Source organism: Sulfitobacter sp. M22 (assembly GCF_021736025.1).
GTDB classification, from domain to species: domain Bacteria; phylum Pseudomonadota; class Alphaproteobacteria; order Rhodobacterales; family Rhodobacteraceae; genus Sulfitobacter; species Sulfitobacter litoralis.
Genome location: NZ_WMEC01000001.1, coordinates 824,763 through 838,317, shown reverse-complemented (window position 1 = coordinate 838,317; position 13,555 = coordinate 824,763). Strand labels below are relative to the sequence as shown.

Annotated in this window: 17 protein-coding genes and 1 tRNA gene; 12 read left to right on the top strand and 6 right to left on the bottom strand. The window is 58.0% G+C overall.

Annotated features, from left to right (window positions below; genetic code table 11):
- Positions 1–137 precede the first annotated feature (137 nt).
- Both GLP52_RS04245 and GLP52_RS04240 read left to right on the top strand, forming a co-directional pair.
- A complete protein-coding gene (locus GLP52_RS04245) occupies positions 138–1,610 on the top strand; it encodes a leucyl aminopeptidase (RefSeq protein ID WP_093732256.1) in 1,473 nt (490 codons plus the stop codon).
- 5 nt (positions 1,611–1,615) lie between these two features.
- Positions 1,616–2,074 carry a DNA polymerase III subunit chi gene (locus GLP52_RS04240; RefSeq protein WP_237271632.1) on the top strand — a complete coding sequence of 153 codons (459 nt, stop codon included), beginning with the start codon at positions 1,616–1,618 and terminating at the stop codon, positions 2,072–2,074.
- A gap of 17 nt (positions 2,075–2,091) precedes the next feature.
- Here the strand turns inward: GLP52_RS04240 and GLP52_RS04235 are convergent, their stop codons facing one another.
- From GLP52_RS04235 to GLP52_RS04225, 3 genes are read right to left on the bottom strand one after another with little or no spacing between them, the layout of a single operon-like run.
- The gene (locus GLP52_RS04235) at positions 2,092–2,676 is read right to left on the bottom strand and encodes a retropepsin-like aspartic protease family protein (protein ID WP_237271631.1); all 585 of its coding nucleotides are present in this window, start codon (positions 2,674–2,676) and stop codon (positions 2,092–2,094) included.
- A 51-nt stretch (positions 2,677–2,727) separates the two neighbouring features.
- Entirely contained in the window at positions 2,728–3,363 is a 636-nt protein-coding gene (locus GLP52_RS04230; protein WP_237272642.1) for a MarC family protein, read from the bottom strand.
- Positions 3,364–3,421: 58 nt separating this feature from the next.
- Complete coding sequence (locus tag GLP52_RS04225; RefSeq protein WP_237272641.1) at positions 3,422–5,284, bottom strand: ABC-F family ATP-binding cassette domain-containing protein; 1,863 nt, start codon at positions 5,282–5,284, stop codon at positions 3,422–3,424.
- Between the two features lie 104 nt (positions 5,285–5,388).
- Between GLP52_RS04225 and ndk the strand changes: the two genes are divergently transcribed.
- Positions 5,389–5,811: a nucleoside-diphosphate kinase gene (gene ndk / locus GLP52_RS04220; protein ID WP_093732261.1), complete on the top strand. Its 423-nt coding sequence runs from the start codon at positions 5,389–5,391 to the stop codon at positions 5,809–5,811.
- A 74-nt stretch (positions 5,812–5,885) separates the two neighbouring features.
- Here ndk and GLP52_RS04215 read toward each other — a convergent pair whose 3' ends face one another.
- The gene (locus GLP52_RS04215) at positions 5,886–6,302 is read right to left on the bottom strand and encodes a DUF4112 domain-containing protein (protein WP_093732262.1); all 417 of its coding nucleotides are present in this window, start codon (positions 6,300–6,302) and stop codon (positions 5,886–5,888) included.
- Between the two features lie 78 nt (positions 6,303–6,380).
- Entirely contained in the window at positions 6,381–6,707 is a 327-nt protein-coding gene (locus GLP52_RS04210; protein WP_093732263.1) for a TfoX/Sxy family protein, read from the bottom strand.
- Between the two features lie 377 nt (positions 6,708–7,084).
- Between GLP52_RS04210 and GLP52_RS04205 the strand changes: the two genes are divergently transcribed.
- From GLP52_RS04205 to GLP52_RS04185, 5 genes are all read left to right on the top strand, one after another.
- The gene (locus GLP52_RS04205; RefSeq protein ID WP_237271630.1) at positions 7,085–7,252 is read left to right on the top strand and encodes an RSP_7527 family protein; all 168 of its coding nucleotides are present in this window, start codon (positions 7,085–7,087) and stop codon (positions 7,250–7,252) included.
- 83 nt (positions 7,253–7,335) lie between these two features.
- Entirely contained in the window at positions 7,336–7,554 is a 219-nt protein-coding gene (locus GLP52_RS04200) for a DUF1127 domain-containing protein (protein ID WP_093732265.1), read from the top strand.
- 319 nt (positions 7,555–7,873) lie between these two features.
- The gene (locus tag GLP52_RS04195; RefSeq protein WP_093732266.1) at positions 7,874–8,626 is read left to right on the top strand and encodes an amino acid ABC transporter substrate-binding protein; all 753 of its coding nucleotides are present in this window, start codon (positions 7,874–7,876) and stop codon (positions 8,624–8,626) included.
- A gap of 6 nt (positions 8,627–8,632) precedes the next feature.
- Entirely contained in the window at positions 8,633–9,307 is a 675-nt protein-coding gene (locus tag GLP52_RS04190; RefSeq protein ID WP_093732267.1) for an amino acid ABC transporter permease, read from the top strand.
- Positions 9,304–10,083, top strand: coding sequence for an amino acid ABC transporter ATP-binding protein (locus tag GLP52_RS04185; protein WP_237271629.1), 780 nt, complete (start codon positions 9,304–9,306; stop codon positions 10,081–10,083). Before GLP52_RS04190 ends, GLP52_RS04185 begins: the two co-directional genes overlap by 4 nt.
- Before the next feature lie 172 nt (positions 10,084–10,255).
- On the opposite strand, the gene GLP52_RS04180 is transcribed toward GLP52_RS04185, so the two are convergent.
- Positions 10,256–10,345 (bottom strand) — tRNA-Ser (locus tag GLP52_RS04180).
- A 145-nt stretch (positions 10,346–10,490) separates the two neighbouring features.
- On the opposite strand from GLP52_RS04180, the gene GLP52_RS04175 reads away from it, so the two are divergent.
- The 4 genes from GLP52_RS04175 (at position 10,491) to rpmA (ending at position 13,364) form a co-directional block, all read left to right on the top strand.
- Entirely contained in the window at positions 10,491–11,333 is an 843-nt protein-coding gene (locus GLP52_RS04175; protein WP_093732269.1) for a DUF2059 domain-containing protein, read from the top strand.
- 2 nt (positions 11,334–11,335) lie between these two features.
- Complete coding sequence (locus tag GLP52_RS04170; protein WP_237271628.1) at positions 11,336–12,145, top strand: hypothetical protein; 810 nt, start codon at positions 11,336–11,338, stop codon at positions 12,143–12,145.
- A gap of 223 nt (positions 12,146–12,368) precedes the next feature.
- A complete protein-coding gene (locus GLP52_RS04165) occupies positions 12,369–13,082 on the top strand; it encodes a 50S ribosomal protein L21 (protein WP_093732271.1) in 714 nt (237 codons plus the stop codon).
- A 12-nt stretch (positions 13,083–13,094) separates the two neighbouring features.
- Positions 13,095–13,364, top strand: coding sequence for a 50S ribosomal protein L27 (gene rpmA / locus GLP52_RS04160; protein ID WP_093732272.1), 270 nt, complete (start codon positions 13,095–13,097; stop codon positions 13,362–13,364).
- Positions 13,365–13,555: the final 191 nt, after the last annotated feature.

Genomic DNA, 13,555 nt, shown 5'->3' with positions numbered 1-13,555 from the left:
TCTGCATCCCTTAGATATCAACGCGGGTTAACTTTCGCCCAACGTTAAAGGAAATTTCCGCCCGCGAAAACTGCTATCTGGCCTTACCGGCGCACGCAGGATACGTCTAAGCGAAATTCAGACAAAAGGGGTTCATGATGACCGCACTGACGCCAATGACATTTACCGAAACCGATATTGACCAGATCGCAGGCCACACGGGCCGTGTGGCTGTGATTGTGGGCGCGGATGGCAAGCTGAACCCCTCGGCGCGACGCATCAACAAGCTTACCAAAGGCGCGCTGGAGCGGCTCGTTGCCAGTGATAGCTTCACGAAATTGTCAGCGGGCGATGCCGTCAGCCTAGGGTTTCCGACCGGCATGGCGGCAGAGGCCGTGGATGTTGTGCAGCTTGAGAACAATGCCGACCAAGAAGCGCTGCGGGCCGCGGGTGCGTCGCTGGCCAAGCGCCGTGGCACCGCTGATCTGCTGGTCCTGACCGGTGGCCTGCGCAAAACGGCAGAGTTGTGTTTTGGTCTGGCGATGCGTGATTACACGTTTGAAGATCGCAAAAGCAACGGCAAGCCGCGCACGGGGCAGGTCACGATCATGAACTCCAAGCCCGAAGAGGTCGAGGCTGCCGCAGCGCCGCTGCTGGCCATCGCCGATGGCGCTTTTATGACCCGCGACCTAACCAACGAACCCGCGAATATCCTGACCACCACTGAATTCGCCGACCGTCTGGCCGAGATGGAATCCCTTGGCCTCGAGGTCGAAGTGCTGGACGACGCCAAGCTCGAAGAACTAGGCATGCGTACCTTGCTCAGCGTCGGGCAGGGGTCGGCCAGCCCGTCCTACGTTGTGGTGATGAAATGGAACGGCGGCGAGAAAGACGCGGCCCCGCTGGCACTAGTCGGCAAGGGCGTGGTGTTTGACACCGGCGGGATCAGCCTGAAACCCGGCGCAGGCATGGAGGACATGACAATGGATATGGGCGGCGCGGGCGTCGTGTCCGGCGTGATGCGCAGCCTCGCGTTGCGCAAGGCTAAGGCAAATGTCGTCGGTCTCGTCGGAATTGTAGAGAACATGCCTTCGAGCACGGCAACCCGCCCCGGTGACGTCATCAAAACAATGAAGGGTGACACGGTCGAGGTCATCAACACCGACGCCGAGGGGCGTTTGGTGCTGTGCGACGTGCTGTGGTACGCGCAGGAACGGTTCAATCCGGCGGGCGTGATCGACTTGGCCACGTTGACCGGCGCGATCATTATCGGCTTGGGCCACGACAATGCGGGCGTCTTCTCGAACGACGACGCGCTGTGCAACGCCTTCCTCAAGGCAGCAAAAACCGAGGGCGAAGGCGCATGGCGCATGCCCATGGGCGCGGGCTATGACAAGCTGCTGAAAAGCCGCATCGCTGATATGAAAAACATCGGCGGTCGTCCCGCAGGGTCAATCACAGCGGCGCAATTCCTGCAACGGTTTATCAAAGACGGTACGCCCTGGATTCACCTTGATATTGCCGGCGTGGCTTCGGTTAAGTCTGAAACAGCGCTCGCACCCGTGGGGGCGACCGGCTGGGGCGTTGCCTCGTTGAACCGTTTGATTTCAAACCTCTACGAGACAGAGTAAACCTCATGGGTGCCGCGTATTTTTACCATCTGACCGAGCGACCCCTGGTCGAAACGCTGACCATGCTCTTGGGCAAGGCCCAAGGCGCTGGTTGGCGCGTGGCGGTACGTGGCACCGATCAAAATCTTCTGGAACAGTTGGACGTTGCCCTGTGGCGGGGTCCGGATGATGGGTTTTTACCGCATGGTTTGGCGGGCGGTCCTCATGATGCGGATCAGCCGGTGCTTTTGACCACCCAAAACGCTGCGCCCAACCGTGCAACCTGCGTGTTTTCGATCCACGGTGCGCCCGTAACCGCCGAAGAAGTTGCCGCGCTGGACCGCGTGTGCATCCTGTTCGACGGGTTAGACGAGCACGCGTTGAACGTGGCCCGCGACCAGTGGAAGGCTCTGAAGGCTGCGGGTGCATCGGCGCAATACTGGTCCGAGGAGTCGGGTCGATGGGAGAAAAAGGCAGAGACCTGAGGGTGTTACGCGCGCATCTACCGCGTCAGAATAAGCTCTCCATTGGTAATCTCGATCCGGCCCCAGCGTTGCAGATAGCCCATCCCCAGCAGTGATTGCCGCATCTCGCCCCCATTGACGACTGCAGGCACATTGGTGTCGCGCACGCCGCCCAGCTCAACCTCGGCCAACCTGACATAAGCGGTGCGCACCTCGCCATTGGCGGTGCTGGCGCGACCCAGATACTTCAGATCATCCGGCTTTAGCCCCGCGGTCTTGGCATCCTTGCGGGTGAGCACCATATCGGTCGCGCCCGTATCCACAACAAAGCGCAGCGGCGTGCCATTGATGGTGGCGGTAAGATAGTAATGACCGTCGCGCGCGCGCGGCAGGGTGACGCTGCCGGTTCCCGCCTGATAGCTTTGGCGCGGGATATCACCGCTGCGGCTGATATCGCCCCAAAGCCCGTATCCCGCTGCAACGCCGATGAAAATCATAGCCCAGACGGCGACCTGCTGGAGCGTTTTATTCACCCCCTGACGGCTTTGCATAAAGAACCAGCCCGCGACCATCGCCACAAGCAAAATCAGGTAGATCAAACGTCCTATGTCGATATCCGGCATCATATATCCTTTGGCAGTCTTCCAAGAATATGGGGGCAGGGCGTGCGAATGTCAGCCCGGCCCGGGACCGAAACCAAAGGCGCTCAGGCCATCCAGAACGAATTGCACCGAAAGGGCGGCCAGTAGCATTCCCAAAAGTCGCGTGATCACGTTGATCCCGACCTTGCCCAAGGCGTTTTCAAGATAGCCGCTGGCCTGCATGGTGATGCCCATGATGAGCAATACGGCAAAGGTAATGGCAACCACGGTCACCAACCCTTCGAGGCCCGGCTTCTCGCCCGTCAGCAAGATCACCGACGCGATAGCGCCGGGGCCGGCGATCAAGGGAATGGCCAACGGGAACACCGACGGATCGTCGTGGTCATCATCCGCTTCGGCATGGCCTTCGCGGCGTTTGGTCCGGCGATCGAACAACATATCAAGGGCGGTCAGGAAAAGCAGCACGCCCCCCGCCACCCGAAAAGCGGGCATGGAGATCCCGATGAACCCCAGCACGGCCTCGCCAAATGCGGCAAAGACCAGCAAGATCAGGCCGGCAATGATAACCGACCGCCACGCGATCAGCCTGCGCTGGCGCGGGGTCATACCAGGGGTAAGGGCCAAAAACATAGGGCCAATCGCAAAGGGGTCGATGATCACGATTATGGTCGCGAACGCCGTGATCATGAACGCCAGATCAAGTGCCATCATAAACTGCCACCGGGGCCAGCCCCGTCCTCATGCCTTTAGCGCTGGCCCCGTGTCCTCAGGCAGACGCGGTTTCCAGCTTTTCCAATGCGCCCATCCAGATCGCCTCTGCCCGTTCAAGGGCGGCCATGACTTCGGCGTATTTCTTGTTCCAAACCTCAAGTTCGCCGACTTTTTCCTTTTCGTAAAGGGCAGGGTCCGCGAGCTTTTTAGCCAGTTTATCCCGCATGTCGTTGATCTTGGTCACCCGCGCCTCGGCGGTCCGCACTTCCGAGCGCAGGGCAAGGATGTCTTCGCGGTTGGCGCGTTTCGGTTTCGGCACTTCCTTGACCGGTTTGGCATTCTTGCTGACGGGCTTTTCCACGGTCAGCAGCATCTTGCGGTACGCTTCGAGGTCATCCTCATAGGGCTGAACGGTGCCGTTCGACACCAGCCACAAACGGTCTGCCACCATCGACAAAAGGTGCATGTCGTGGCTGACAAGGATCACAGCGCCAGAATAGCGCGTCAGTGCCTCGACCAGCGCTTCGCGCGATTCGATATCAAGGTGGTTGGTCGGCTCATCGAGGATCAGCAGATGCGGCGCATCCAGTGTGGCGAGCAGCAGCGACAGTCGCGCCTTTTGCCCACCCGATAGGCGACCGACTTCGGTATCGGCCTGATCCGGCCCCAGACCAAACCCCGCTAGCTGTGCGCGCAGCTTTGATTGCATCACACCGGGGCGCGCGCTGATCATGTGCTGAAGCGGCGTTTCGTGAACGACCAGTTCATCCACTTGGTGCTGCGCAAAGAAACCGATCCGCAGCTTGCTCGAGTTGATCGCCTTGCCCTCGAACAACACCAGACGGTTGGACAGCAGCTTGGACAGCGTCGATTTACCCTGACCATTTTTACCCAACAATGCGATGCGGTCGTCTTGGTCGATCCGCAGATTCAGGCGCGACAGCACGGGCTGGCCCTCGGTATAGCCGGTCGATCCGCCTTCGATGCTGATGATCGGTGGCGACAGCTCGTCGGGTTGCGGGAAGGTAAAGACCTTGCGCGCGGCTTCTTCCGGTGGCGTGATCGTCACCATCTTTTCGATGGCCTTCATCCGCGATTGGGCCTGTTTGGCCTTGGACGCCTTGGCCTTAAAGCGGTCAACGAACGCCTGCATATGTGCCTTATGCGCTTGCTGTTTTTTCGCCTGCGCGGTCAGCTGCGCACGCTTTTCGGCCCGCATTTTAGCGAATTGATCGTAATTACCTTGATAATACGTGAGCTTACGGTCTTCGAGGTGCAGGATGCCACCAACGGCGCGGTTCAGCAGACCACGGTCGTGGCTGATGATGATCACCGTATGCGGGTATTTCGACAGGTAGTTTTCCAGCCACAACGCGCCTTCAAGGTCGAGGTAGTTGGTCGGTTCGTCCAACAGCAGCAAATCGGGCTGTGCAAACAGAACCCCCGCCAATGCCACACGCATCCGCCAGCCGCCCGAATAGGCAGAACAGGGTTGCTGCTGGTCATGATCATCAAAGCCGAGGCCCTTGAGGATCGCGGCAGCACGGCCTTCGGCGGACCAGGCGTCGATATCGGCAAGACGGGTCTGCACCTCGGCGATACGCGCGGGGTCTTCCGTCGTCTCTGCCTCGTGCATCAGCGCGGCGCGTTCCACATCGGCGGCCAGCACCGTTTCAATCAGCGACACGTCAGACGACGGCACCTCTTGGGCGATGCCCCCGATCTTGGCGCGCGATGGCAGGCTGATGTCGCCTGCGTCAAGCGACAGCTCTCCGCGAATGATTTTGAAAAGCGTGGTTTTACCCGCACCGTTTTGCCCGACGAGGCCCACTTTGTGGCCTTCGGGGATGACCGCACTGGCTTCCTCAAACAAGGGACGGCCTTCGACGGAATAGTTGATTTCTGAAATGCTTAACATGGACGCGGTGTGGACCATGTCTGGCCCCGCGTCAATCGCGGCTTTTCACGGGGGATGACCCATGCTAGGGAGCGGCCAAATCAACCCCACCTAGGAGAGCTATCATGGCCCTTGAGCGCACATTCTCGATCATCAAACCAGACGCAACACGCCGCAACCTGACCGGCAAAATCAACGCCAAATTCGAAGAAGCCGGCCTGCGCATCGTCGCACAAAAGCGTATTCACATGACAAAGGCACAAGCGGGCGTCTTCTATGCTGTACACGCCGAGCGTCCTTTCTATGACGAACTGTGCGAATTCATGGCATCCGAGCCGGTTATCGTTCAGGTTCTTGAAGGCGAAGGCGCGATCGCGAAAAACCGCGAAGTTATGGGCGCAACCAACCCAGCCGACGCCGCAGCTGGCACCATCCGCGCAGAATTCGCTGAATCCGTTGGCGAAAACTCCGTTCACGGGTCCGACGCTCCTGAAACAGCCGCAGTCGAAATCGCGTATTTCTTCTCCGGTCTGGAACTGGTTGGCTAAGCCTTAACGGGTTTAGACAGATGAAAGGGGTCGCAGGAAACTGCGGCCCCTTTTTCTATGCGGCGTGATTGGCATTAGCCTTTAAGGGTCGGGTGATGGGATGACAGTTCGCCGTCAGCAGGGCTAACCGTTTTCATTGGGGCCGTTTCATCTAGGTGACGGTGCAAAAGATCGACGTTTCGCGTGTTTGCTTTCCAGCCGATGTCAAAGATATCACCGATCAATGGGATCGCGCCGATCGCAAGGTCGATGCCGACGTTCGCGCCCATGCGTGCCAAGACCGATCTGCTTGCGCCCATGCGATGCGCCTCTTTGACGATATAGCCCGCTGGTGCCAGCGCCAGAACATCGCCCACGCCGGGGATCAGGCCAAGGATACTGTCCCAACCCAAACGGATGCCAAACAATGGGACGCGCAACGCGCTGTCCATCGTGCGAGCAAGACCGCGCAGGCGATCAAGATCGTGCTGAACATCAGGGGAATGGGGCATGGGGCAGGGTGTCCTGTTGGGGGTACTCTGCAGTATAACGCCGTTGAGGGCGGGGACGTTCCGACTAAGAGATCAAGCTCACGCTTCTCGGACACCGATGAGGTTCATCATACGCTCGAACTCTGACTGGACCGGATCGTGCGCGCGGGCCTTGATCGCGTCGAATTTGACGCGCAGCGCCTTCTTTTCTTCACCTTTGCAATCATTCCATGGGCGGCCTTGCAGCCCCATGACCAAGACATAATACCCGATGAAGTGCGGACGTTGCCCATTTTGCAGCAAACGCGCGTAGGCGGCATCGGCACCAAGATCGCGCAAGGCTTCGGCAGAATGAATGCCCGCCTTGGCGCAGCTTTGCTCGAACGCGGGGCCAAGATTACGGATCGAGGAAACAGGGTCAGTCATGCCTGACTACCTATACCGTCGTCTGCGCTCTGTCACTTTCAGATGCTGGCATAATCCGTAAATATCACCGGCTGAGGTTTTTCCTGCGCGGGCATGGGTGGGACGGATTGCTGCGGCTGGTTCGGTTGCCTGGTCATGTGTCTTCTCCGGTTTGTGTTGGTCTCTCCGTTTCAGGGGCTACCAACGTTCGGGCGGCCCTATTGTTCAGGGTGAAGGTCAAAACTGCCGATACAAAGGCCGGATATGGGCCGTTATGGGGTAAAACTGTGCCATTTAAGCCATGCGTTTTTCGCATATCGACTATGGTTTGCACCTTTGCTGCACCGCCCACATATGACGATCACGGGCATTGAGGCCCTGAAATGGAAAGCTGGAAAATGAAAACCGAAGCTACATACAAAACCGCCACACCGGTCGAAGTCGACCGCCTGCTTGCTGAAGCCAATGCATTGCGTAGTGCCTATCTCTCTGCCGCAGTCGCCAAAGCATCGCGCAAGTTTACCGGCCTGTTCCGCACCGCACCCCGCGGCACGGCAGCAGCTTAAACCGCCAGCGCTTTGCTGACGGAACATACCAAACCGAATGCGGTGGATAGGCCGCCGCATAGACGTGAAAGAGAGAATAAGAAATGAGCTATACATCCACATATACCGCCGCGCCCGTTGCGGGTCTGATGCCCAAGCTGCGCATGTCGTTGAACGCATTCCGCGCCTACAGCGCTGATCAACGCGCCAAACGCCAGACCTTCCGCGAATTGTCGGCGATGAATGACCGAGATCTGGCAGATATCGGTGTTGCACGTGGCGAAATCCGCCATATTGCTTCGCAAGCGGTTGCACTGCGCTAAACCGTACGTCTCAAGCCGCAAGAATTTCCCCGCCGCGAAGTCCTCCCACTTCGCGGCGGTTTTATTTTGTCTGATCAAGTGCTTACGAGGTGATTTTGGGTGTCGGTGATTCCCATACCTGCAGTCGTTTAACTTACTATCGCCCCCGAAAACTCCGTTCCCCGCTGCGACCTCAAAACAGGGTTTTGCGATCAAAGCTATTGCCAGAATTATATTCTTTGCCGTCATTGAATGATACGACTCGGTACTTGGTTGGCGCTGCGCCATTGAAGCGCAGCTGCGTCATGTTACCTCCCCCTTAGACGTAACGGAGAATATCATGATCAAACACGCCACACTCACCGCAATCGCCCTTGCTACCGGCGTCAGTGCTGCTCAGGCAGAGACGCTGAATGTCGGTATGTCGGGCGGGTACTTTCCTTTCACCTTTGTAAAGCTCGACGTGCTACAGGGGTTCGAGGTCGATTTCATTAACGCCGTCGCCAAGGAAACCGGCGACGAAGTCAATTTCGTCACTATGTCCTTTTCCGGCCTGATCGGCGCGCTGGAATCCGGCCGCATCGACACGATCGCAAACCAGATCACCATCACCCCCGAGCGCGAGGCAAGGTTCGCCTTTTCGCAACCCTACGTCTTTGACGGGGCGCAAGTCGTGGTTAAGGCCGGCAACGAAGACACCATCGGTAGCGTTGAAGACCTGAGCGGGAAAACCGTTGCGGTCAACCTCGGCTCTAACTTTGAGGAGTTGTTGAACGAACTGCCAAATGCGGGCGAGATCGACATTCGCACCTATGAAAGCAACATCGCCCAAGATACGGCGCTTGGTCGGGTGGATGCCTTTGTTATGGACCGCGTTTCGTCCGGCCAGCTGATTGCCGAAAGCCCGCTGCCGCTGGCGCTGGCTGGTAAACCCTTTAGCGAAATCCGGAATGCCCTGCCGTTCCGCAACGATGACGAAGGCAAAGCTCTGCGCGACCGGTTCGACGTGGCAATCACCAAGCTGAAAGAGGACGGCACCCTGACCGAGATTTCGGAAAAGTGGTTCGGCTCTGACATCACGACAGCCGAGTAAGCCAAGATGCGAGGACTGGATTTCGACTACATGCTGGGCTTGCTGCCCGTGTTGCTGGGCTATGTCCCGCTGACGCTTTTCATGGCGTTTGTGGGCATGGTCTGCGCATTGGTGCTTGCATCTGCTCTCGCGGTAGAGCGGGTGTTCCGGATTCCGGTCCTCGACGTCTTTGTGCGGCTGTTCATCAGCTTTTTTCGCGGCACGCCGTTGTTGGTGCAGTTGTTTCTGTTCTACTACGGCTTGCCGCAAGTCCTGGGCTTTCTGGGGAATATTGATGGCGTCACCGCGACGATCATGGGGCTGACACTGCATTTCTCGGCCTATATGGCCGAAAGCATCCGCGCTGCCATTCTGGGTGTGGACCGCAGCCAGTGGGAGGCCGCGCAGGCCGTGGGCATGACCCAAGGCCAGATGATGCGCCAGATTATCCTGCCACAAGCCTCGCGGGTCGCCGCGCCGACGCTTGTGAACTACTTTATCGACATGATCAAAGGCACCTCGCTGGCGTTTACTCTTGGCGTGACCGAACTGATGGGCGCGACCCAGAAAGAAGCCGCTGGAAGCTTCCTCTACTTCGAAGCCTTTCTGGTCGTCGCCGCGATCTATTGGGTCATGGTAGAGACGTTGGCCTTCGCGCAGCGTCACCTAGAGGTCTATCTGAACAAGGCACATGCGCGATGAACAAGACAGAGACCATTCCAGAGACGGGCAGGGCGAGGGGCGACGGGATCACCATATCCGGTTTGACCAAGTCCTTTGGCACCACTGCCGTGTTGAAAGACATCTCGCTTGATATCGCCCAAGGCGAACGGGTGGTGATCATCGGCCCGTCGGGCACGGGTAAATCCACCTTGCTGCGCTGCCTAAACTTTCTTGATGCGCCAGACGCGGGCGTGATCCGCATTGGCGATATGTCTGTCGATACAGCGACGGCGAAACGCGCCGATATTCTAGCGCTGCGGCGGCGGACGTCGTTCGTGTTCCAGAACTACGCGCTGTTTGCCAACAAGACCGCGCGCGAGAATATCACTCAGGCGCTGAAGACCGTTCAGGGCTATAGCAAGGCCGAGGCCAACGCCCGTGCCGATGCAACGCTGCGCGAAACCGGTCTGTTCGAGAAAGCCGATAGCTATCCCGCAGCGCTGTCGGGGGGCCAGCAGCAACGGGTGGGCATCGGCCGCGCGATGGCGCTGGATGCGGATCTGATGCTGTTTGACGAACCGACCTCGGCGCTGGATCCGGAGTGGGTCGGCGAGGTGCTGGACCTGATGCGCCGGGTGGCCGAGAAGCGACAGACCATGCTGATCGTGACCCACGAAATCCAGTTCGCGCGCGAGATTGCGGATCGGATCGTCTTTATGGACGAGGGGCGGATTGTCGAACAGGGCCCACCGGCAGAACTGCTTGATGCGCCCAAAGACCCGCGCACCCAATCGTTCCTGCGCCGCGTGTCCTGAAGGTTCATCTTAAAGCAAATGATAAGCCACGATTGCTAGGCAAAGTCCGACGCAGTTAGAGCTACGCTTTGCATCTGCCGGTCCGAGGTGAATGTTTGGTGCACTGCTCATCAACCACAGAAACTGGTCTGCCGGCATGGGCCGACTGCGGGACCTTGCGCGTATAGGTGAATGGCGGAGAGACAGGGATTCGAACCCTGGGAACCCGTGAAGGCTCAACGGTTTTCGAGACCGCCCCGTTCGACCACTCCGGCACCTCTCCGCATCGGTGTGGTGCGTCCGTTTAGGATGGATTTTACGGGGTGGCAAGGGGGGCTCGGCCAGTTTTCGCGGACACGGGGAATTTCATTGCTGACAAACCGATTTTGCCTAAGGTCTTGGGTGAATAACCTGAAAGGAATGCCACCATGCGCCAACTGACCCGTTTACCGTTAACTTTATGTTTTGGATTAGCGGTCATGATCGCCGTGGCTGCACCGATGGCGCGGGCTGCCGATAGGGAAAGGGTCGATGCATTTCTGGAAGTTACCGGGTTTGACGTCGCGCTTGAAAGCATCCGGCTGTCGGCTGATTCCGCGCCACAGATGCTGGGTATTGATGCGGATGCCTTTGGCTCTGAATGGTCACGATTGGTACGCGAGGTTTTTGAGACGGATTTGATGCTTGATATGGGGGCCGGCATACTTGCCCAGGCCTTGAGCGATGAGGCACTGGACCACGCGTCCGACTTCTATGCTACCGATCTGGGGAAGCGGTTGGTCGCGGCTGAAAACGCCTCTCATATGGAGGAAGATGATGCTGCGAAGTCCGAAGCGGGCGATGCGATTCTGAATGGGTTGCGCGGGATTAATTCTCCGCGTGTTGAATTATTGTCCCGCCTGAATGGTGCCAGCGATGTGGAGGAAAGCTCCATAAGGGCACTCCAAGAAGTGCAGGTCAGATTCCTGATGGCAGCCGCCGGCGCGGGGGTTATCGACCTACAGATGGAAGAGCCCGACCTGCGCGAAGCGATGCGCGCGCAGGAACCCGAGATGCGTGCCTCTATCAAAGAGAATGCGTTGGCGGGGGCGGCCTATACCTATCAGGCATTTTCGGATGAAGAGGTGCTGGCCTATGCAAAAGCCCTTGAAGACCCACAGATGCAGAAAGTTTATGCGTTGATGAATGCTGTGCAGTTTGAAATCATGGCGAACCGGTACGAACAGGTCGCGCAACGGCTGGGCAATATGCAACCCAGTCAGGACTTGTAATCATGCGGACGTTTATTATTGCGGTCGGCCTGTGGCTGCTGGCGCTCCCGGTTTGGGCAGATGCCCGAACCACGGTGTTGGTGGATGTGCTGCGCCTTGGCGAGCTGGCTGAAATTTTGCAGCGCGAGGGACTAGAGAACGCTGAACAATTGGACCGTGACATGCTGGGAGGGCAAGGCGGACCGGGCTGGGAGCTTCAGGTGCGCGCAATCTATAGCCCGGAACGGATTGTCGAAACCGTTCGCACGGCGCTGCAAATTGCTTTGATGGGACAAGAGCGCGAAGATGTCATCCGCTTTTTCGCGCAAGGTACAGGCGCGCAGATCATCGCCCTGGAAAACGAAGCGCGGGCTGCAATCACCGACCCAGAAATCGAAGAAGCTGCGCGCGCGCAGTTTTCTGTTCTGGACGGGACCGCTGACGCCCGCCTTGCGCAGATCACTGCACTGATCGACAGCGGCGACATGGTTGAACGGAATGTCGCTGCGGCGATGAACTCCAACTTTCAATTCATGCGTGGTATGTCCGACGGTAACGCCCTGCAAATGACGGAGGCCGAGATGTTAGCAGACGTCACGCAGCAGCATGACGCGGTTAGCGAAGACACCCGCAGCTGGCTGTACAGCTACCTGGCTTTGGCCTATTCTCCGTTGGAGGATGACGCTCTTGAACGCTACATCGCATTTTCGAAAACCGATGCTGGGCGCAGCCTGAACAGCGCCTTGTTTGACGGGTTCGGAGCAGCCTACGAGGACGTGTCCTATGCCCTTGGGCGTGCCGTGGCGCTGAACATGGTCGCCGAAGACCTATAGCGTCCTAAGACGCCGCGCCGATATATCCCCGTCACGGCCCTGTGGCACTTGACATCAGGGGGGCGGTGCATCATACGGCAATCCTCAACCTAAGGGTGCCCGTTTCGGGTGCCTTTGTTATTTCATGAACATCCTGAAATGGGATGCGCTGTCCGAGGTGGGCCAAGGCCCGACGAACTCCCGAATGGGGACCACAGGATGCGGAAACAGTAAAGGAAGACGCATGTTTGCGGTCATCAAGACAGGCGGCAAGCAGTACAAAGTTCAATCCGGCGATATGCTTCGGGTAGAACGTTTGGCTGCTGACGCGGGCGAAACAGTCCAATTCAACGAAGTTCTCATGCTGGGTGGCGATTCTCCCAAGCTGGGCGCACCTTTGGTTACAGGCGCCGGCGTACAAGCCGAAGTCGTCGACCAGATCAAGGGCGAGAAAGTTATTCACTTCGTCAAGCGTCGCCGGAAGCACTCCTCCAAGCGCACCAAAGGCCACCGTCAAAAATTGACGCTGGTTAAAATCGGCGAGATCCTGTCATCTGGCGCGGATAAGTCCGACGTCAAAGCGGCAATCGGCACCGGTTCCGTGAGCGCCGCTGCCGTGACTGCTATGGAAGAGCGTTATGCGCTGAACAAAAGTGATCAGGCCGAAATGGCCAAGCGCGTGAAGAACAATCAAGCCGAAGAAAAATCGGCTAAGCCTGCCAAGGCGAAGAAGGCCAAAGCTGCCCCTGCAGCTGAAGGTTCCGACGATCTAAGCAAGATCTCGGGCGTTGGTCCGGTCATCGTTGGCAAGCTGAACGGTGAAGGCATCACAACCTTCGCACAGATCGCTGCTTGGACAGACGCTGACGTCGAAGCTATCGAAGAGAAACTGTCGTTCAAAGGTCGCGTCGGTCGTGAAGACTGGATCGCACAGGCCAAAGAACTCGCAAAAGGCTAAGGAGAGACACCAATGGCACATAAAAAAGCAGGCGGCTCATCCCGTAACGGCCGCGACTCAGCAGGTCGTCGTCTTGGCGTGAAGAAATATGGCGGCGAAGCTGTCATTCCCGGCAACATCCTGGTGCGTCAGCGCGGTACAAAGTACTGGCCGGCTCAAGGCGTTGGCATGGGCAAGGATCACACGATCTTTGCTGTCGTCGACGGCAAGGTTCAGTTTCACAAGGGACTGAAGAACCGGACGTTTATTTCGGTCCTGCCAGTGGCAGAAGCCGCAGAATAAGCCGCACCCAAAAGGTCTAAAAAATTAGGGATCGGCGGAAACGCCGGTCCCTTTTCCTTTCCGTCGTCCTGTGTCGGAAAATAGGGGAATGCACCTTGATTGACTGATACATCAAGGCTGCAAGGGACGGTGTTCGGACACCGTTGGGAGAGACGATATTTGAGATGGACACTGGCCGCGCTGACGGTGGC

Excerpts from the sequence above, each read along its gene's own strand:
- GLP52_RS04170 (WP_237271628.1), top strand. The coding sequence starts at position 11,336 with ATGCGGACGTTTATTATTGCGGTCGGCCTGTGGCTGCTGGCGCTCCCG.
- GLP52_RS04245 (WP_093732256.1), top strand. The coding sequence starts at position 138 with ATGACCGCACTGACGCCAATGACATTTACCGAAACCGATATTGACCAG.
- GLP52_RS04195 (WP_093732266.1), top strand. The coding sequence starts at position 7,874 with ATGATCAAACACGCCACACTCACCGCAATCGCCCTTGCTACCGGCGTC.
- GLP52_RS04175 (WP_093732269.1), top strand. The coding sequence starts at position 10,491 with ATGCGCCAACTGACCCGTTTACCGTTAACTTTATGTTTTGGATTAGCG.
- GLP52_RS04165 (WP_093732271.1), top strand. The coding sequence starts at position 12,369 with ATGTTTGCGGTCATCAAGACAGGCGGCAAGCAGTACAAAGTTCAATCC.
- GLP52_RS04215 (WP_093732262.1), bottom strand. The coding sequence starts at position 6,302 with ATGCCCCATTCCCCTGATGTTCAGCACGATCTTGATCGCCTGCGCGGT.
- GLP52_RS04200 (WP_093732265.1), top strand. The coding sequence starts at position 7,336 with ATGAGCTATACATCCACATATACCGCCGCGCCCGTTGCGGGTCTGATG.
- rpmA (WP_093732272.1), top strand. The coding sequence starts at position 13,095 with ATGGCACATAAAAAAGCAGGCGGCTCATCCCGTAACGGCCGCGACTCA.
- GLP52_RS04240 (WP_237271632.1), top strand. The coding sequence starts at position 1,616 with ATGGGTGCCGCGTATTTTTACCATCTGACCGAGCGACCCCTGGTCGAA.
- GLP52_RS04225 (WP_237272641.1), bottom strand. The coding sequence starts at position 5,284 with ATGTTAAGCATTTCAGAAATCAACTATTCCGTCGAAGGCCGTCCCTTG.
- GLP52_RS04205 (WP_237271630.1), top strand. The coding sequence starts at position 7,085 with ATGAAAACCGAAGCTACATACAAAACCGCCACACCGGTCGAAGTCGAC.
- ndk (WP_093732261.1), top strand. The coding sequence starts at position 5,389 with ATGGCCCTTGAGCGCACATTCTCGATCATCAAACCAGACGCAACACGC.
- GLP52_RS04210 (WP_093732263.1), bottom strand. The coding sequence starts at position 6,707 with ATGACTGACCCTGTTTCCTCGATCCGTAATCTTGGCCCCGCGTTCGAG.
- GLP52_RS04230 (WP_237272642.1), bottom strand. The coding sequence starts at position 3,363 with ATGGCACTTGATCTGGCGTTCATGATCACGGCGTTCGCGACCATAATC.
- GLP52_RS04185 (WP_237271629.1), top strand. The coding sequence starts at position 9,304 with ATGAACAAGACAGAGACCATTCCAGAGACGGGCAGGGCGAGGGGCGAC.
- GLP52_RS04190 (WP_093732267.1), top strand. The coding sequence starts at position 8,633 with ATGCGAGGACTGGATTTCGACTACATGCTGGGCTTGCTGCCCGTGTTG.
- GLP52_RS04235 (WP_237271631.1), bottom strand. The coding sequence starts at position 2,676 with ATGCCGGATATCGACATAGGACGTTTGATCTACCTGATTTTGCTTGTG.